Annotated in this window: 22 protein-coding genes; 17 read left to right on the top strand and 5 right to left on the bottom strand. The window is 67.2% G+C overall.

Translation table 11 applies throughout. The features are described 5' to 3' along the window. Nucleotides 1–219: 219 nt before the first annotated feature. Nucleotides 220–1,188 (bottom strand): alpha/beta hydrolase, encoded by a 969-nt coding sequence (locus I55_RS11420; RefSeq protein ID WP_064742488.1) that lies wholly within the window; start codon nucleotides 1,186–1,188, stop codon nucleotides 220–222. A 34-nt stretch (nucleotides 1,189–1,222) separates the two neighbouring features. Then, nucleotides 1,223–2,395, bottom strand: coding sequence for a glycosyltransferase family 4 protein (locus I55_RS11415; protein ID WP_044560675.1), 1,173 nt, complete (start codon nucleotides 2,393–2,395; stop codon nucleotides 1,223–1,225). 120 nt (nucleotides 2,396–2,515) lie between these two features. Between I55_RS11415 and I55_RS11410 the strand changes: the two genes are divergently transcribed. The 9 genes from I55_RS11410 to I55_RS11370 all read left to right on the top strand — a co-directional run bounded on the left by I55_RS11410 (nucleotide 2,516) and on the right by I55_RS11370 (nucleotide 9,538). Next, nucleotides 2,516–3,661 (top strand): sialidase family protein, encoded by a 1,146-nt coding sequence (locus I55_RS11410; RefSeq protein WP_044560674.1) that lies wholly within the window; start codon nucleotides 2,516–2,518, stop codon nucleotides 3,659–3,661. Nucleotides 3,662–3,740: 79 nt separating this feature from the next. Further along, a complete protein-coding gene (locus tag I55_RS11405) occupies nucleotides 3,741–4,166 on the top strand; it encodes a VOC family protein (protein ID WP_044560681.1) in 426 nt (141 codons plus the stop codon). A 154-nt stretch (nucleotides 4,167–4,320) separates the two neighbouring features. After that, on the top strand, nucleotides 4,321–5,400 hold the full coding sequence (locus I55_RS11400) for a serine hydrolase (RefSeq protein ID WP_199902558.1): 1,080 nt from the start codon (nucleotides 4,321–4,323) through the stop codon (nucleotides 5,398–5,400). A 134-nt stretch (nucleotides 5,401–5,534) separates the two neighbouring features. After that, a complete protein-coding gene (locus I55_RS11395) occupies nucleotides 5,535–5,909 on the top strand; it encodes a YciI family protein (RefSeq protein ID WP_044560679.1) in 375 nt (124 codons plus the stop codon). A gap of 4 nt (nucleotides 5,910–5,913) precedes the next feature. Beyond that, nucleotides 5,914–7,200 carry an RNA polymerase sigma factor gene (locus I55_RS11390; RefSeq protein ID WP_044560673.1) on the top strand — a complete coding sequence of 429 codons (1,287 nt, stop codon included), beginning with the start codon at nucleotides 5,914–5,916 and terminating at the stop codon, nucleotides 7,198–7,200. Nucleotides 7,201–7,309: 109 nt separating this feature from the next. Continuing rightward, nucleotides 7,310–7,783, top strand: a complete 474-nt coding sequence (locus I55_RS11385) for a VOC family protein (protein WP_044560678.1) — start codon at nucleotides 7,310–7,312, stop codon at nucleotides 7,781–7,783. A gap of 31 nt (nucleotides 7,784–7,814) precedes the next feature. Continuing rightward, nucleotides 7,815–8,336: an SRPBCC domain-containing protein gene (locus tag I55_RS11380; RefSeq protein ID WP_044560672.1), complete on the top strand. Its 522-nt coding sequence runs from the start codon at nucleotides 7,815–7,817 to the stop codon at nucleotides 8,334–8,336. 42 nt (nucleotides 8,337–8,378) lie between these two features. Next, nucleotides 8,379–8,828: an SRPBCC family protein gene (locus I55_RS11375; protein WP_199902557.1), complete on the top strand. Its 450-nt coding sequence runs from the start codon at nucleotides 8,379–8,381 to the stop codon at nucleotides 8,826–8,828. A gap of 158 nt (nucleotides 8,829–8,986) precedes the next feature. Then, on the top strand, nucleotides 8,987–9,538 hold the full coding sequence (locus I55_RS11370; protein ID WP_044560671.1) for a type 1 glutamine amidotransferase domain-containing protein: 552 nt from the start codon (nucleotides 8,987–8,989) through the stop codon (nucleotides 9,536–9,538). 87 nt (nucleotides 9,539–9,625) lie between these two features. Here I55_RS11370 and I55_RS11365 read toward each other — a convergent pair whose 3' ends face one another. Beyond that, nucleotides 9,626–9,853 (bottom strand): hypothetical protein, encoded by a 228-nt coding sequence (locus I55_RS11365; RefSeq protein ID WP_044560670.1) that lies wholly within the window; start codon nucleotides 9,851–9,853, stop codon nucleotides 9,626–9,628. Between the two features lie 453 nt (nucleotides 9,854–10,306). Here I55_RS11365 and I55_RS11360 point away from each other — a divergent pair, with 453 nt between their 5' ends. The 8 genes from I55_RS11360 (at nucleotide 10,307) to I55_RS11325 (ending at nucleotide 14,762) form a co-directional block, all read left to right on the top strand. After that, nucleotides 10,307–10,882 carry a sigma-70 family RNA polymerase sigma factor gene (locus I55_RS11360; protein WP_044560669.1) on the top strand — a complete coding sequence of 192 codons (576 nt, stop codon included), beginning with the start codon at nucleotides 10,307–10,309 and terminating at the stop codon, nucleotides 10,880–10,882. 336 nt (nucleotides 10,883–11,218) lie between these two features. Further along, a complete protein-coding gene (locus I55_RS34385) occupies nucleotides 11,219–11,374 on the top strand; it encodes a DUF3309 family protein (RefSeq protein WP_004274473.1) in 156 nt (51 codons plus the stop codon). Nucleotides 11,375–11,414: 40 nt separating this feature from the next. Then, on the top strand, nucleotides 11,415–11,702 hold the full coding sequence (locus I55_RS11350; protein WP_044560668.1) for a hypothetical protein: 288 nt from the start codon (nucleotides 11,415–11,417) through the stop codon (nucleotides 11,700–11,702). A 15-nt stretch (nucleotides 11,703–11,717) separates the two neighbouring features. Further along, nucleotides 11,718–11,915 (top strand): hypothetical protein, encoded by a 198-nt coding sequence (locus I55_RS11345; protein ID WP_044560667.1) that lies wholly within the window; start codon nucleotides 11,718–11,720, stop codon nucleotides 11,913–11,915. A gap of 212 nt (nucleotides 11,916–12,127) precedes the next feature. After that, entirely contained in the window at nucleotides 12,128–12,508 is a 381-nt protein-coding gene (locus tag I55_RS11340) for a cupin domain-containing protein (RefSeq protein ID WP_252181114.1), read from the top strand. Between the two features lie 99 nt (nucleotides 12,509–12,607). Continuing rightward, the gene (locus I55_RS11335) at nucleotides 12,608–13,180 is read left to right on the top strand and encodes an AraC family transcriptional regulator (protein WP_049974029.1); all 573 of its coding nucleotides are present in this window, start codon (nucleotides 12,608–12,610) and stop codon (nucleotides 13,178–13,180) included. A gap of 131 nt (nucleotides 13,181–13,311) precedes the next feature. Beyond that, nucleotides 13,312–13,524 carry a SlyX family protein gene (locus I55_RS11330; RefSeq protein WP_044560665.1) on the top strand — a complete coding sequence of 71 codons (213 nt, stop codon included), beginning with the start codon at nucleotides 13,312–13,314 and terminating at the stop codon, nucleotides 13,522–13,524. Nucleotides 13,525–13,685: 161 nt separating this feature from the next. Beyond that, nucleotides 13,686–14,762, top strand: coding sequence for a nitronate monooxygenase family protein (locus I55_RS11325; protein ID WP_044560664.1), 1,077 nt, complete (start codon nucleotides 13,686–13,688; stop codon nucleotides 14,760–14,762). On the opposite strand, the gene I55_RS11320 is transcribed toward I55_RS11325, so the two are convergent. Together I55_RS11320 and I55_RS11315 are read right to left on the bottom strand one after the other, a co-directional pair. Further along, nucleotides 14,749–15,126 carry a hypothetical protein gene (locus I55_RS11320; protein ID WP_044560663.1) on the bottom strand — a complete coding sequence of 126 codons (378 nt, stop codon included), beginning with the start codon at nucleotides 15,124–15,126 and terminating at the stop codon, nucleotides 14,749–14,751. The genes I55_RS11325 and I55_RS11320 overlap by 14 nt on opposite strands. 234 nt (nucleotides 15,127–15,360) lie before the next feature. Then, on the bottom strand, nucleotides 15,361–17,551 hold a 2,191-nt coding region (locus I55_RS11315; protein ID WP_044560662.1), incomplete at its 5' end, for a TonB-dependent receptor.

Below are 17,551 nucleotides of genomic sequence, written 5' to 3'. Positions count from 1 at the left end.
CATCAAAGACAAAGAGGCGGTCCGATGAAACGGCGGTCGTGGACACCCGCTTCCTCCTTCTTCAGCGTTCAGGCATCGCGCCTGGATACCGGGTGGGTTGGATGACCCGTGCCCCCGGCCGTGCGAACGAAGTGGCTGTGGCGCATGGCGCGTCAAGGGGCCGGTCGCCGCTCCTGTCCGTCGGTTAGGCGTGCCACCCCTTTGGTGTAAGCCGGTTCCTCAGCGGTCGCTGGCGTGGACGAACGACACGATGGCGCTGGTGATGCCGGGGTTGATGGCCAAGCCGGGGTCGCCATACGTCGCCAGGTTGGCGGCGCGGTCGTTCAACGGGGCGTTCTTCAGCACGTGATTCACCCCCTCAAGCCGCACCAGGCGCACGCCCTGCCGTGCCTGGGTCAGGCGCACCGCGTCCGACATGTCGACCTGCACGTCGTTGGTCCCTTGCAGTACCAGCACGGGCAGGGTGGTGCGCGCCAGCTCCGCCGCCGGGTCTCGGGTCAGTTCGGAGATGAGGTAGGGCTGCACGCTGGGACGGAACAGGGTCATCAGCGGGGGCGGCACCTCGCCCACCGCCTGGCCGCGCTCCAGCCGGGTGATGGCGGTGAACGCGGCCTGCTGTACGTCCAGCGGCATGTCCGTACGCGGCAACTGCTGGCGCAGGAGGTCACCGAAGGTACGGCCGGGGGCGGCCACCAGGATCAGACCCGCCATCGGCACCTGCTCCGCCAGCAGGATGCCAATCAGGCCGCCCTCGCTATGCCCGGCCACATAGATGGGGCCGATACCGGGCTGGGCGCGCAGGAAGGCCAGCCATTGGCCAGCATCCTGAACATACGTTTCCAGCCGCAAATCCTGCTCACGTGCCAGCGCACCCTTGCTGGCGGCCACCCCACGCTTGTCCACCCGCAGGGTGGCGATGCCCTTCAGCGCCAGGGACTGGGCCAACTGGCTCAGGCAATCGGTCCGCATGCTGGGGCCATTGCCGTTGCGGTCGGTGGGACCCGATCCGGAAATGAATAGCACGGCCGGCACGGGACCGGGGGCGGCGACGTCCGGCATCGACAGCGTGCCCGCCAGCGGCCCGGGGCCACCGTCGATGCTGACCTCCCGCTCGGCCGCCGCTATCGGACCGCCGGTCAGCAGCAGGGCCGACAGCAGCAGGGCCATGGCGACAGGTGGTGGGCGCATCAGCAATCCTCCTCCGTCGATGCAGCGTCGGCCATCATCGCACCATCGGCACCGGGGTCACCAAGCCAAGATAGAGGTCGCGCATGCGCCTGCCCACCTCGGCCTCGCCAAATTCCGGATCCACCACCGCCCGGCTGGCCAGGCTGAGCCGCCGGCGCAAGGGCGCGTCCTGGGCCAAGCGGGCCAGCGCGTCGGCCAGGGCCGCCGGGTCACCGGGCGGGGCCAGCAAGGCGTTGCGCCCATCCACCGCCACCTCGCGGCTGCCGGGCACATCCGTCGCCACGATGGCGCGGCCGCAGCTCGCCGCCTCCAGCAGGCTCTTGGGCACCCCCTCGCCGCCGCGGGAGGCGAGAACGGCGATGTGGGCGCGGGCCCAGACGCTCCGCACATCGCTGACCGCACCCAGCCATTCGATGCCGGCCTCGTCATTCCAGGCGCGCAACGTGGCTTCCGGGATGGCGGCCGGGCTGTCGGGATCGGGGGCGCCGGCCAGGATCAGGCGCAGGTCAACGCCCCGCGCCCGCGCCAGGCGCACCGCGGCCACCAGATCCTCCACGCCCTTGAGGGTCAGCATGCGGGAAACCTGGGCGCAGGTGACAGGACCCAGGGGCTCGGCCAGTTCCTCATAGTGGGCCAGGTCCACGCCGGAACCGCGGATGAGACGCGCGGCCGGCGGGCGGGGCCGGCCGCTGGCCAGCAGGGCGGCGTCGTCGCCGTTCTGCACCACCAGGGCATGGCCGCGGCGCCAGCCGGCGGCGTTGAGGGCGCAGCGCAGCAGCACCCGGCCCAGGCTGGCCTTCGCCCCCCGGCCCGACAGGCCCAGGCCCAGGCCGGCCAGGGTGGCGACCACGCGGGTGTCGCCCAAGCCTCTGGGGAACCCCGCCAGGAACAGGGCGAAGCCGCCCAGCACCGTGGGCTTCACCGCGATATGATGGATGATGGTCGGCCGTTCGCGCCGGTACAGGCGGGCCAGGCGGCGGATGTCACCCAGGGCGCGCAGGGGGTTGAAGCTGCCGCGCTGCCAGGGCAGGGGGATGACGCGGAACCCCTCGGCCGCGATGGCGGCCCCGTCGTTCACCACGCGGCAGGCCACCGCCACGTCGAAGCCGGCGTCGCGCGCCGCCCGGGCGGTGGGCAGGCGGTGGGAGCGGAAGTACCAGTCCTCCGTCACGACGAACAGCAGGGTGGGGCGGGGGGCGTCAGGCATGGTGACCAAAGTTCGACATGACCCAGGTAATGGCAGGGAACAGGGGGCGAGTTCTACCGGTTTTCCGCCTGCCTGTCGTATACGTCCTATCGGGTACGTCACATTTGAGGACGTGGGACCATGCATCACCTGACCTTGTACCGGGACGATCGCTACTACGCCTCGTTTCCGGCGGTGGCCACCCTGGCCGATGGCACGGTGGCGCTGCTGTTCCGCCGGGCGCGGGACCAGCGCTGGTTCGCCCGCGCCCTGGGCCTGACCGACCGGACCGGGCTGATGAGCGTCGACCATGTCGACAGCCGGTCGCAGCACGTGCTGCTGCGCCTGGACGGCCGGACCCTGGCACCGCTGGGCGAGCCCGAGGTCCTGCCCCCGGATGGGGAGGCGGCGGACCAGGACGCCAACCTGGTGACGCTGCCCGACGGACGCCTGTTGCTGACCGGCTTCTCCTGGTACCCGCTGGCCCCGCGCCTGGCCGACGCCGTACGCGCCGCCGGCGGCCCCGTGGTGGGCACGGCCGACGACAGCGGCCAGTTCCTGTTCTGGGGCGGCTATGCCCGGATGGGTGACGCGTCCGCGCGACACTGGACGCCCCACGCCTTCCTGCCACCGCTCCCGGGCCAGCCCGACCTGCTGGCCGGTGTGCGGCCCCACCATGGCGGGGCACTGCGCGGCCGCGCAGCCTTGCTGCCCGATGGCGGCGTGGTCCAGGCGGTCTATGCCGGCGGCGCCCATGGCAAGCGGGGCAGCCACCTGTTCCGCGCCGACCCGGATGGCGCTGGCGGGTATGCCTGGCGCCCCCTGGGGCCCATCGCCCACGACGGTGCCGGCCGGGGCTGCCTGGTGGAACCGGCCCTGTTGCGCACCCGGGGCGGAAAGCTGATGGCCTTCCACCGCACCGCCGGCATGGGCGACCAGATGGCGCTCAGCGTGTCGGAGGATGACGGCCTCAGCTGGACCGCCTGGCGCCTGACCAGCGTGGTCGGCCATCCCTTCGATCCGCTGCCCCTGCCGGATGGGCGGGTATTCCTGGTCTACGGCTATCGCCACGCCCCCTACGGCATCCGCGCCCGCGTCTACGATCCCGACACCCAGCGGCCGGAGGATGGGGCGGAGATCGTGCTGCGCGATGATGGGCCGGGGCCGGACCTGGGGTATCCCTGGGCCACGCTGTTGGCGGACGGACGGGTTCTGGTGGTGTACTATTTCGCCGGTGAGGATGGCATCCGCCGTATCGACGCGACGGTGCTGGACGCACAGACTTAAGGTGATTTGTCACCTTAGAAAATGGCGGTAACGTGTTGTTTGTATTTATTAAAATCAGATCATGAGAAAGTGGATGAAGATGACGCAGCGCCCACGCTTCCACCTAGCCTTCCCGGTTCACGACCTGGCCGCCGCCCGCGCTTTCTATGGCGAGCTGCTGGGCTGTCCGGAGGGGCGCAGTTCACCCGAATGGGTGGACTTCGACCTATACGGCCACCAGATCGTGGCCCACCTGGTGCCGGGCAAGGCGGCGCCAAGCGGCGACCATAACCCGGTGGACGGTCACGACGTGCCGGTGCCGCATTTCGGCCTCATCCTGGCGTGGGATGATTGGACCGCCCTGGCTGACCGCCTGCGCAACGGCGGCCAGCCCTTCGTCATCGAACCCTATATCCGCTTCAAGGGCCAGGTGGGGGAGCAGGGCACCATGTTCCTGTACGACCCCAGCGGCAACGCCCTGGAATTCAAGGCTTTCCGCGACGAATCCCTGATTTTCGCCCAGTGAGGCGCCCCCTCCGACTGTAACGGGCGCTCCCCTCCGTTTCCGCCACAGGGAAATTTGCTACCACTTTGCAACGCTTGCGTTTCTTGGGCTTCCCGGCCCAGCTTTGGCATGTTGTCCTGTCCCCGGATCATCGATCTTGAGATGGGGATTTAAGATGAAGCGGAGGATGTGGGCGGCGCCCCTGATAGGGCTGGCGCTGCTGGCGGCGGGAAGCGCCGTGGCGGGACCGCAGGAGGTGCGAACAGCGTTGGACCAGAGCGTGCCCGGCCTGCTGGCCGGCGCCAAGGTGCCCAGCGTTTCCATCGCCGCCATCGAGGACGGCAAGGTTGTGGTGACCGCCGCCTATGGTGAGCAGAGTGCCGGTGTCCGCGCCACGCCGGCCACGCTGTACAACATCGCCTCGCTGACCAAGCCGGTGACGGCGGAGGTGGTGCTGCGCCTGGCCTCACGCAAGACCGTGTCGCTGGACGCGCCCATGGCGGACTACTGGACCGATCCCGACATCGCGGGTGACGACCGGCGCCACCTGCTGACCGCGCGCCTGGCGCTCAGCCACCAGACGGGCTTCCCGAACTGGCGTGGCCAGGGCAAGCCGCTGGCGTTCCATTTCACGCCCGGCACCTCCTACGGCTATTCGGGGGAGGGCTACCAGTATGTCGCCCGTTATGTGGAGAAGAAGACGGGTCAGGACTTCGAAAGCCTGGCCCAAGCCGTCCTGTTCAAGCCGGCGGGCATGAACGACACCGCCAGCGGGCACAAGCCCTGGTTCGACGGACGCATCGCCGTGCCCACGGATGCCAACGGCAAAGCGCTGGAGCCGGGCTTCACCCAGCACTACAACGCCGCCGACCTGCTGTACACGACGGCCGGCGACTATGCGCGCTTCGTCGTCAGCGTCATGAAGGACCAGGACCTGACGGCCGCCGTGGCCGCCGACCGCCGGCACATCCAGGTCAGCCAAATGGCGGAAATGTGCGCTGGCGCCAAGGCCGCCACTTGCCCCGCCAACGCCGGCTTCGGCCTGGGCTGGCAGGTGCTGGAGTTCCCGGGGGAGACGGTGATGATGCACACCGGCCGGGACGAGGGCGTCGCCACCTTCGCCTGGTACAGCCCCACGACGCGCAGGGGCGCGGTCTTCCTGACCAACAGCGACAATGGCTTCCAACTGGTGCTGCCGGTGTTCGAGACCATGGGCGCCAGCGCCGCCTTCATGGCCTATCTGCGCAGCCAATAAGGGGCGGCCGGTCCGGAGCCAGCCCCGTTACCCCTAAGATTTCTCCAGCGGCGATGTCGGATCCGGGCATACTCGGCCGTCCTGAGGAAGAACCGGGCCTCAACCCGGCCACCCCGCCGCTGGAGGATCATCCCATGCTGTACGCCATCCTGTGCTACCACCGCGAAGACGTCGTCGGGTCCTGGACCAAGGAGGAGGACGACGCCGTCATGGCCAAGCTGGCGGTGGTGCATGAGAAACTGGCGCGCGAGGGCCGCCTGGGCCCGGTGGCCCGGTTGCTGCCCACCACGGCGGCCACCACCCTGCGCAAGGACAGCGACCCGCCCCTGGTTATCGACGGCCCCTTCGCCGAGACCAAGGAACAGCTGCTGGGCTTTTACCTGGTGGAAGGCGAGACGCTGGAGCAGATGCTGGACACGGCCCGCGAACTGGGCCGCGCCAACCCGGGCGGGTCCTATGAAATCCGGCCGGTAGGCCTGTACCACCCGGCCGCCGCGCCGGGGGCGTGACATCATGACCGGGGCCGACATGGCCTGGGTCAACACCGCCCTGACGGCCGCCCGGCCGCAGGCGATGGGGGCCTTGCTGCGCTATTTCCGCGACCTGGACACGGCGGAGGAGGCGTTTCAGGAAGCCTCGCTGCGGGCGCTGAAAGCCTGGCCGCGCAACGGCCCGCCCCGCGACCCCGCCGCCTGGCTGATCTTCGTCGGCCGCAACGCCGCGCTGGATGGCGTCCGCCGCCTGGCCCGCCAGCAAGCCTTGCCTGAGGAGGACGTGCTGGTGGGAGAGGGGGGTGACGGCGATGCCGAGGCCACCCTGGCCGACCGGCTGGACGACGCCGACTACCGTGACGACATCCTGCGCCTGCTGTTCATCTGCTGCCCACCCGACCTGCCGGCAACGCAGCAGATCGCTGTGGCGCTGCGCATCGTCTCCGGCCTCAGCGTGGCGGAGATCGCGCGTGCCTTCCTAGTGGGGGAAAGCGCCATGGAGCAGCGCATCACCCGGGCCAAGGCGCGCATCACCCGGTCGGGCGTGGCGTTCGAGACGCCAGGCGCGCCAGAGCGGGCGCAGCGCCTGGGTGCGGTGGCCGCCATGTTGTACCTGCTATTCAACGAGGGCTATTCCGCCGGCGGCGATACCGTGGAACGGCGGGCGCCCCTGGCGCATGAGGCCATCCGCTTGGCCCGTCTGCTGCTGCGCCTGTTCCCGTCGGAACCGGAGATCATGGGCCTGCTGGCGCTGATGCTGTTGCAGCAGTCACGCGCCGCCGCCCGCTTCGACGCCAACGGCAACGCCGTGCTGCTGGAGGACCAGGACCGCGGGCGGTGGAACGGCCCCATGATCGCCGAAGGCCTGGCCCTGATCGACAAGGCGATGCGCCACGGCCGGCCCACGCCGTATCTGGTCCAGGCGGCGATATCCGCCCTGCATGCCCGGGCATCCACCGCGGCGGCGACGGACTGGACGCAGATCGACCTGCTGTACGCCACGCTGGAACACATCCAGCCCTCGCCGGTGGTGACGCTGAACCGCTCCGTCGCCACGGCCAAGGTGCGGGGGCCGGCGGCGGCGCTGGCCATGATCGAACCGCTGGCCGACCGGCTGTCGGGCTATTTCCATTTCTTCGGGGCCAAGGGCGCCTATCTGTCCCAACTGGGCCGGGCGGCCGAGGCGAAGGCGGCGTTCGACCGCGCCATCGCGCTGGCCCACACCCCGGCGGAAGCCGCGCACATCCGCCAGCACCTGGACCGGCTGCAGCGTGACGCCCCGCAGCGTGACGCCCCATCGCCGACGTGAACCGAAATAAATTCAGCGTCCCTGTCGGAAGGGGGACGGGTCCACCGTCCTTGGGGCAGCCCCGCCATTGGGGGCCAACCTGATCCAAGAAGAACGGGAGAGCGTGACCATGTCCGATGCCGTCCAACCCATTCAGCAGGGTGTCATTCCCCATCTGGTGGTCAGCGACGCCAACGCGGCGCTGAGCTTCTACGTCCAGGCCTTGGGCGCGCGGGAAGTGTTCCGCATGCCGGCCAAGGACAGTCCCCGCCTGCTGCACGCTGAGATCCACGTCAACGGCGCCCGGGTCTTCGTGCGCGACGACTTCCCGGAATACCGGGCGGACCATGGCGGTACCAGCGCCCCGCCGGCCGTGCTGAAGGGCACCAGCGTCGCCCTGCACCTGGAGGTCGCCAACTGCGACGCCGCCATGGAGCGGGCGGTGGCCGCCGGCGCCACGGTGACCATGCCGGCGATGGACGCCTTCTGGGGCGCCCGCTATGGCCAGGTGGCCGACCCCTTCGGCCATCTGTGGAGCTTCGCCCATCCCCTGGGCAACCCAGGCGAACCGTGCCCCCTGGCCCCCGCGGCCGACCAAGGCTGAGCAATGGCCTGAGAAATTAAAGGATGCTGCCATGACCGACACACCCGAATTCAGCCTGTCGCGGCGCTTCGCCGCCACCCCTTGCCTGCTATGGTCCGCCTATACGGAACCGGAGCGCCTGCGCCTGTGGTGGGGGCCTAAGGGCTTCACCTGGGTACGCGGGTCACTGGATCTGCGGCCCGGCGGCGCCTTCCTCTATGGCATGACGGCGCCCGGCGGCGACTTCACCATGTGGGGTAAGTGGACGTTCCGGGAGATCATCGCGCCCACGCCGTCGTCGCCAGGCGTCCTGTCGTTCGTGGTGTCGTTCACCGACCCGGATGGCACGCCGATCCGCCATCCCATGAGCCCGACCTGGCCGCTGGAGCTGCTGAGCACCGTCAGCTTCGTCGCCGACAACGGGGCGACGCGCCTGGACAACACCGCCGTCCCCGTCAACGCCACGGCGGAGGAGGAGGCCACCTTCGCGGCTGGCCTGGAGGGTATGCGCCAGGGCTGGGGCGGCACGCTGGACCAGCTGGACGACTATCTGGCGCGGGCACAAGCGGCGTAACCCTGGCGGTGGCGGAAAGACAAGAAGAACGGGGAAGCAGCCATGAAAATCTTCATCATGGTCGTGGTGGCCGTACTGGTCATCCTGGCCATCATCCTGGGTGCGGCGTCCACACGGCCGGACAGCTTCAGAATCCAGCGCACCGCCACGATCAAGGCGCCGCCGGAGGCCATCTATCCCTTCATCGCCGACTTCCACCGCTGGTCCGCCTGGTCGCCCTGGGAGAAGATGGACCCGGCCATGACCCGCACCTTCGGCGGCCCCGACAGCGGCGTGGGCGCCAGCTACGCCTGGCGGGGCAACAAGACCGTGGGCGAAGGCCGCATGGAAATCACCCAGGCGGCCGAGCCGACCACGGTGGGGATCAAGCTGGATTTCCTGAAACCATTCGAAGCCCACAACACGACGGAGTTCACGCTGACCCCACAGGGTGACGGCACTACCGTAAGCTGGGTGATGTCCGGCCCCAGCCCCGCTGTGACAAGGTCATGACGCTTTTTGTCAGCATGGACGCCATGGTGGGCAAGGATTTCGGCGCCGTTCTGGCCAACCTGAAGACGACGGTGGAACGGCAACCCACGCAATAGGGGGAACCCGTTCATGGGGGCAGGGGTTGTCCTGGCCCCGCCTTCATGAAAGGAACGCCTGCCATGGCTGACATCCACGACGCCCGCATCCTGATCCTGGCCACCAATGGCTTCGAACAGTCGGAACTGACCGTCCCCAGGGATGAATTGCGCAAGGCCGGCGCCACGGTCGACGTCGCCACGCCGGACGGCAAGCCCATCCGCGGCTGGAACCACACCGACTGGGGCGACACGGTAGAGGCCGACACCCGCATCGCCGACACGCGCGTGGAGGATTACCAGGCCGTCGTCGTGCCGGGCGGCCAGATCAACCCCGATCTGCTGCGCGTGGATCCTGAGGCGGTGCAGCGGGTACGGACTTTCCTGGATAGTGGTAAGGTGGTGGCCGCCATCTGCCACGGCCCCTGGCTGCTGGTGGAAGCCGATGCCCTGCGGGGCCGGCGCGCCACCTCCTACAAGTCCATCCGCAAGGACGTGGAAAACGCCGGCGCCCATTGGGTGGATGAGGAGGTCGTGGTGGATGGCGGCGTCATCACCAGCCGTTCGCCCGCCGACCTTCCGGCCTTCGTCGCCAAGATCATCGAGGAAGTGGGCGAGGGACGCCATCCCCACTGACCTTTTGGCACGTGGCGACTTGGCGCCTGAAAAAAAGGCCGGCCCCGTCAAGGGTCGGCCTTTCTTTATCGGAGCTGACGTTGAGGCCTAGTTGAGCCGTGTTTCCCCCCGCAAGCGGGCCAGCAGGATGTGGATTTCGGGGGGCAGGGGCTCCGCCACGACGTCGCAGAACATCTCCCGTACCCGTTCGTCCACCGCGTCCTGGATGATGTCATAAGGGGGGGCATAGGCCGCGCCACGCGGAAACGCCGTCGCCACCAGCGGGATGGTTGCCCGAGTGCGCTGGAATTCAATGTTTTTTTGCCGTTTGATCATGACATCCTTCCCAATCGGCCGGGGCCTATGCCCTTCGCTCAATTACTAAAGCGTCCAGCGACGGCTTTGTTCCACGCCGGCAACGGGATAACCGTCCTTCCCCGCGTACCTCCGCCTGTGACGATCCGGTGGCGGGAGGCGTAGGCGGGGCGGCAACCCTTACCGCGAAATTTCCCTTCCCCCCTTTTGAATAGACTAACCCGGCACGCGTTCCCCCGGGAAAACGCATAATCGGTTGGTCATAGGCCGTCTGTTAAATAGACCGATTAAATACAGCGATAAACCTAGAGGATTTTCCCGAAATATGGAGAGACGACTTCCGACAAGTTTGCATATAGTGAGCATGGAAGACAGATGAATTCCCAGGGTAACGATCCCAATTCGCCCAAGATAATCTGCGATTTCTTAAGAAACTTGAAATCGTAGCGGGCCTTTCACAAAAAAGGGTGACCCATGCCATCCGCAGAAACCTCGCCCACCTTTCGCGACGAACTGGTCAAGCTGATACCGGCCATGCGCGCCTTCGCCCGGTCGTTGACCAACAACGCGGCCGATACCGACGACCTGGTGCAGGACGCCATCGTCCGCGCCTGGTCGCATGCCGGGCAGTTCACGCCCGGCACCAACCTGCGCGCCTGGCTCTTCACCATCCTGCGCAACCGCTATTACTCCGTCGCCAAGCACCAGCAGCGCGAGGTGGGCGACCCCGACGGGGTGCATACCGCGCGGCTGACCATCAGCCCGGCGCAGGAATGGGGCATCGCCGGCCGTGAGTTGAAGGCCGCCCTTATGAAGCTGCCGGTGGAACAGCGCGAGGCGCTGGTCCTGGTGGGCGGCGCCGGCGCCAGCTACGAGGAAGCGGCCGAGATTTGCGGTTGCGCGCTGGGCACCATCAAAAGCCGCGTGAACCGTGGCCGCGCCCGCCTGGCCGACCTCATGGGCATGGACCCTGGCGACACAGGCCTGGGCGCGCCGGCCGGAATGACGGCATCGGGCGCCTGGGACGTGTCCCGCCCCGTCAGCCACTGAGCACCCCACCCTGACATCAACGTTCGAAACAAGGATCCAGGTGAAGTGCCTGATAGGAAACCATGGTCGCGGGACGTCACCCAATGGACGCGCATGTCGGCGCAATGGCTGGAGCGGGCCGGGCAGCGGGCGGATGAGCGGGCGGAGGGCGGAAGGGAACGCGAAGCCCCGCCATACTCGCCCGTGAGGGAAACGCCCTGGTCCGGCACCCGACCGCCGCTTTCCTGTGAGGTCATCACCCACCCCAACCCGGCGGCCCGCGTCGCCGCATGACAGGCGGCGGCCCGCATCCGCACCGGCCCCTGACCGCCCATCACCAAACGGAGGCTTCGTTCCATGCTCGGCACCATTCTGCTTGTCGTTCTGGTCCTGCTGTTGCTGGGCGCAATCCCCAGCTGGCCCTACAGCCGTGGCTGGGGATATGGCCCCAGCGGCTTGTTGAGCATCGTGCTCATCGTCGTTCTCGTCCTGGTGCTGACGGGCAGGGTGTAGCCCACCAGCCCCTTGCGCCATCCGTCCAGGAGGAAATGCCATGACCGTCCACGAAGCCCTTCCCGACATCGACACGCTGCTGGGCGACGTGTCCCGCCATTTCGAGACGCCGCATGATCTGGTGGTCTGCGACCAGCTGGACCGCTCGGAAAAAATCCTGTTGCTGCGCCATTGGGAGCATGACCTGCGGCTCCTCATGGTGGCGTCGGAGGAGAACATGACCACCGACCTGCCGCCGACCACGGCCGAGCAGTTAACGGCGGTGAAGGCCGGCCTTACGGCCTTGGGCGATGTGGCCGACCCATCCGGCCCCGCGAAAATCGGCTGAGCCAGGAGGTATCACGTGCCCACCAACCGCAGCCCTAATGAAGGTGAGGGCAACCGCACCGCGACCCGCGCGTACGACACGCATGCCCGGGAGTTCGTCGCCTCCGGCAAGGTGGCGCAGAAAGCCCGTGAGGCGGCCGACGCGCTGGACGGCCCGGAAGGGCCCGGCCTGAAGTGCGCCGAAGCCGAGGGCAAGTCCCGTCGCCCACGATAGCCTATAGCCTAAGGAATGATTATGCGCGGCGCCGGTGAACAACTGGCGCCGCATATTTGTGTCCACCCCGGCGCCGATTTAAAACCGATAAGGAAGATTATGGAAATAATGGAGGCGATGAGGCGTTGAATGTGGATTTCGGCATCGCATAATGGCGGCAACCGGACACGGGTGCGATACATGATGATGGAACACAAACTTGGAGGATTGGTATGGCACGTAAGACGATGGTATCGCCCCAATCGACGGCCATTCCCCCAATCGGCAACCTACTGGTGGCGCTGCCGGCAGCCACCGCGGATGAGCGGTTCACCGACATCCTGCACCGTCCAGGCTGCCGCATCGAGCGGATCGTTTCGCACGGGCAGACCACAGCAGTCGACCGGCCTTACTGCCAAGCGCATGATGAATGGGTGCTGGTCCTGGCCGGCGCCGCGCAGGTGAATGTGGAGGGTACCGAAACAGTATTGTCGCCTGGAGATCATTTATTCATTCCCGCCCACGCCAGCCACTGGGTCACCTTCACCGCGCCGGACCGGCCGACCGTATGGCTGGCCGTGCACATCGGCGAAGAGGAAACGCCGCCAACCTGACCTGACACGGGACGGACTTTGCGCCAATTTGCACCCATTTATTCGACAAGCGCGGCGGGCTGGCGACAATGCCATCAGGATCAATCCGGGGATGAAGCCATGCTTACGATCGTGCCGGGTCCTGGAGTTGCCGCCGCCATCCGGCGGCGGGATGAAATTACCGCCCTGCTGCGGGACGCCTTGGTCCTGCTGGAGAACGACAGCACCGCCGCGTCGGCTTGCCTGCAGCGGGCGGCGGATTTGTTGCGTGACCGGGCGGCCGAGGCGCCACCCGTTACCGGTGGCCTGGCGCCGTGGCAGGTGCGCCGGGTTCAGGGCCACATCCGCATGCACCTGGCCGAGGCCATCCGCATCCGCGATGTCGCCGGGCTGGCGCGGCTCAGCACCAGCTATTTTTCGCGCGCTTTCCGCATCACCTTCGGCATGCCGTTCACGCAGTATGTCATCCATCAGCGGATGGAGCGCGCCAGGCACCTGATGGCCACCACGGACGATCCGTTGTCCCATATCGCGCTGACCTGCGGCCTGGCTGACCAGGCCCATCTGACGCGACTGTTCCGCCAGACCATGGGCGTGACCCCAGCCGCCTGGCGCCGGTCGGCGCAAGACAGGCCGGACGGGACGGGAGAGCTGGAGATGGGGGTGGAGACGACGGCGCCACGAGCGGCCTGAGCATCGAGCGGGTGAAAAATAATCACGAGGGCGCCGGGCCCCGTGGTGCTATAGAGGCGCCACGGGCGCCCACCTATTCGTCATCGCCCCGTCGTCATCACCCCCTCGTCATCACCCGAGAAACAGGCCCCATGGATTCCGTCGAACAGCGCCTTATCGACCTGGAAACGCGCATCACCCATCATGAGCGCATGGCGGAGGAGCTGTCGCAGGTGGTGGCGGACCAAGGCCAGATGATCGACATGCTGACGGCCCGCATCCGCCGCCTGATGGCCCGCCTGCAGGAGGCGGAGGCCGGCTGGCGCCCCTCCCCCCAGGATGAGAAGCCGCCGCCGCATTACTGACGCATGTGGCGTTTCCAGGGTCTCCCACATGCTGGGCGCATCCCACGACGGCATGGGATGGCAGCTGGCCGATTTCGCCATCATCGAACCAGGCGGATCCATGGCAAGCTCGTCGTGGCGTCCCCTCCGCCTGGGGGTGCGCCGCCATCGGAGGAGCTGTCATGACCACCTGGCCCGACCGCCGCGTTCTTGACCTGTTCGATATCGACCATCCCATCCTGCAAGCGCCCATGGCCAACGCCAGCACCCCGGCCATGGCGGTGGCGGTCAGCGAGGCCGGCGGCCTCGGCGCCCTGCCCGCCGCGCAATACACGTTGGATGGGCTGAAGGCCGCAGTGGCGGAGGTACGGCGTGGCACCGGCCGGCCGTTCAACCTCAATTTCTTCTGCCACACCCCGCCGGTGCCGGATCCGGCCCGCCTGATGGCCTGGCGCGCCCGCTTGGCACCCTATTACGTAGAACTAGGCCTGGACCCGGAAGCCACACCGCCGGCCGGCGGTCGCACGCCGTTCGACGCCGACTTCTGCGCCCTGGTGGAACAGGTGAAGCCCGCCGTCGTCAGCTTCCATTTCGGCTTGCCGGGCAAGCTGCTGCTGGATCGGGTGAAAGCCACGGGCGCCAAGGTCATCGCCTCGGCCACCACGGTGGCGGAGGCGCGCTGGCTGGAACACCATGGCGTCGACGCCGTCATCGCCATGGGGTTGGAGGCCGGGGGCCACCGGGGCAACTTCCTGTCCGATGACATGTCCACCCAGGTCGGCACCTTCGCGCTGGTGCCCCAGGTGGCGGATGCGGTGTCGGTGCCCGTCATCGCCGCTGGTGGAATCGCCGACGGCCGCGGCATCACCGCCGCCCTGGCGCTGGGGGCATCGGCGGTGCAGATCGGCACGGCCTATCTGTTCTGCCCGGAAGCCAAGATCCCCGAGGTGCACCGCCTGGCGCTGGACAGCGCCACGGACGATGCCACGGCCCTGACCAACCTGTTCACCGGCCGGCCGGCGCGGGGCCTGGTCAACCGCCTGATGCGCGAGGTCGGACCGCTGTCCACGGCCCCAACCGCCTTCCCCACCGCCGGCGGGGCGCTGGCCCCCCTGAGGGCCAAGGCGGAGGCGACAGGCTCCGGCGACTTCACCAACCAGTGGGCGGGCCAAGCCGCCCGCCTGGGCCGGGCGCTGCCCGCCGGTGAACTGACAGCCCTGTTGGCGCGGGAGGCGTTGGCGCGGCTTAGCGGCAGGTGAGGACGTGCTCCTTGTTCAGCTTGCAGGGATGCAACTGGCTGCCCAGGTAACGCTGGTCCAGCGTTGAGCCCGTGTTCATCTCCGGCAGGCGCAAGTATTTATCTTCCTTATTGGGGTTGTAATAGGTCTCCATATTGTTGAAACGCCACTTCTCGGCCTCCTCCCGCAGGAAGGTTTCCTGTTCCAGCGGGTCCGGAAGGATGAAGCGGGGCGCCTCGATGATGAATTCGGAGGTTGGCGCGTCCGCCGGCTTCGGCGGGACGGAAGGCTGTGGTTTCAGCGGCGTGGCCGGCGCCAGAATCGTGGGACGTGGCGGGGATGCCGGCTGGTCCTGCGCCGCGGCGGCGCCCGTAGCCATCGACATCGCGATCCCCAGAAGAATGCCCCATCGCCCACGCCGCATGCCCTGCCCCATCCGCCGGCAATCTTTGGCCCAGTGAACCATGCTGCCAGCCAACGTACAATCACTAAGCCATTGACCCAAAAGAAAACGCGCGCCGGACGGGTGCCGACGCGCGCGGGGAAGTGGAACGCAGTAGGGTGTCATGAGGCGACGGAAGGGAAGCCGAGGCGCACCCGCACCCCGGCTGTCTGAGACTCAATACTTGAACGAGAAGCCCGCCTCATAAATACGGCCGGTGCAGTTGTAGTAGTTCAGCCGGTTGACGGAACCAACGTACTGGCTGTTGCACTCATTCGTCAGATTGACGGCGTTGAACATGAAGGTCAGCCGGTCGTCGATCGCGTAGGAAGAGGCGAAGTCCACGTTCATGGTGGAGTTGGTGCCTTCCACGTCGTTGCCATTGCGGCCCGGCACCTGGGTCAGGTAACCGCTGCGATAGGCCGCCGAGATGCGGGCGCTGAAAACCTTGTCGTCATAGTAAAGCGTACCGTTGTAGGCGTTCTTCGACAGGCCCACCAGGTCGGCGAGCGTGGTGGTGGTCGAGGTCGCAGACAGCAGGTAGTTGATGCGGCTGTCCACGTAGGTATAGTTCAGCAGGATGCCGAAGTTGCTCCAGAAGTCGGGCAGGAAGGTGAACGGCTGCTGGAAGTTCACCTCCAGGCCCTTTAGATCGCCGCCCTTGGTGTTGACGGGCGTGCTGAAGGTGAAGACCTCGCTGCCGGTCAGGCCTGTGCCGTTCAGCAGGCTGAGCGGCAGGCCGGAGCTGCTGTAGACCTTGTTCTCGCTCAAGGTCTGCACATAGCTGTTGATGTCCTTGTAGAACAGGCCGACCGAGATCAGCGCGCCCGGCTGGTAGTAATATTCGAAGGACACGTCGGCGGTATTGGCGCGGATGGGCTTCAGGTAGGGATTGCCCGAGGTGACCGTGCGGTTGGTGCCGGCCACGTTGACGCTGCCGCCCGGGTTCAGGCCGCTGAGATCATTACGCACCATCACCTTGGCCAGCCCGACGCGGACCAGGAAGTCGTCGGTGATGTCGCCCACCAGGTTCATGGAGGGCAGCACGTCGTGATAGTCGGTGCCCACCGTCACCCAGGTCGGGGTGCTGCCCACCGCCTGGTAACCGGAGGAACTCTGGTCCGTGGTGACGAAGCGGACGCCGACGTCGCCGCGGATGGGCAGGCCCAGCCGGTCGGTCTTGAAGTTGGCCTGGACATATCCGCCGTAGTCCTTCTCCTCCACGGCATAGTTGCTGCCCAGCGAACCGGTGCCCGTTTGGCTGACGGACCATGTGCCCGTCTTGCTGTAGATGCCCAGCGCGTTGGCGAAGGCGTCGATGTCGGCCACCAGCCAGTTGGTGGGTGTGCCCGCCGGGGCGAAGCCGGCCACGCCGCCGCCCAGCTTGGTCAGGCTGGCCAGCGTCACACCCGCCGGCAGGCTGGGCACGGCGATTTCCGAGGCGCGGGTCTTATTATAGGTGGAGAAGGTGAAGTCCTTGAACTGGAAGCCGGCCTTGAGCGTGATCTCGTTGGTCAGATCATATTCGAAGTCCAAATCGCCATTGCCGTAGGTGTTCTGCGTGCCGTTGGGACGCAGGCGGATGTTGGACAGGCCGTTCACCAGCTTCCAGTTCGCCGGGTCCGTGACGTCGAAGCCGTAGGACAGGACCGGCAACTGGCTGTTGGCGCGGTAGTCGTAGGAGTAGCCGTTGCTGCCCGTGCGATCCAAGGTGATGGTGGTCTGGACCGGGTTGTTGAAGGCGGAGACGGAGTAGCCACCCAACGCGTTCATGCGGAAGCTGTTGGAGAACCGGTGCTTGATGTTCAGCGTTTCCTGGCCGAACTGGGTGCTGAGCACATCGTAGCGCGCCTCCGACCGGATGCCGACATTGTTGAAGGTACCGGCCACCAGGTTGCCGTTGGCGTCCAGCGTGCCGGAGGTGATCTGCATGACCGGCTTGCCGGTGACGATGCTGCCCACCGTGGTCCGCGATTGGCTGAAGCTGATGGCCTCCAGATCATTCTGGGTGCGGGTACCCCACAGGTCGGAGAACACACCGTCCAGGCTGATCTCGGTGTCCTCGTCCGGCTTGTATTGCAGGGAGGTCACCAGGCCGGCGCGGCTCTGGTTGTACTCATAGACGCTGTAGCGCGGGATGCGCGGCATGAAGACGTTGGGCGCGTTGACGGCCGACAGCGAGGACGGGGCCGTGACGCCGCCGTTGTAGGATCCTGAAGCGTTGGAGGCGTTGGACGCCCAGCGCGTGGTTTCCGAGCTCAACTGCTGGGTGTCGCGCTTGGAATAGGACAGGCCAACCAGCAAGCCCAGCTTGCCGTCGGCGAAGGTGTCGCTGAACAGAACGGCGCCATTGGGCTGCTTGCTCTTG

It is taken from the genome of Azospirillum sp. B4 (assembly GCF_000333275.1).
GTDB lineage: Bacteria > Pseudomonadota > Alphaproteobacteria > Azospirillales > Azospirillaceae > Nitrospirillum.
This window is presented reverse-complemented; position numbering and strand designations above follow the sequence as displayed.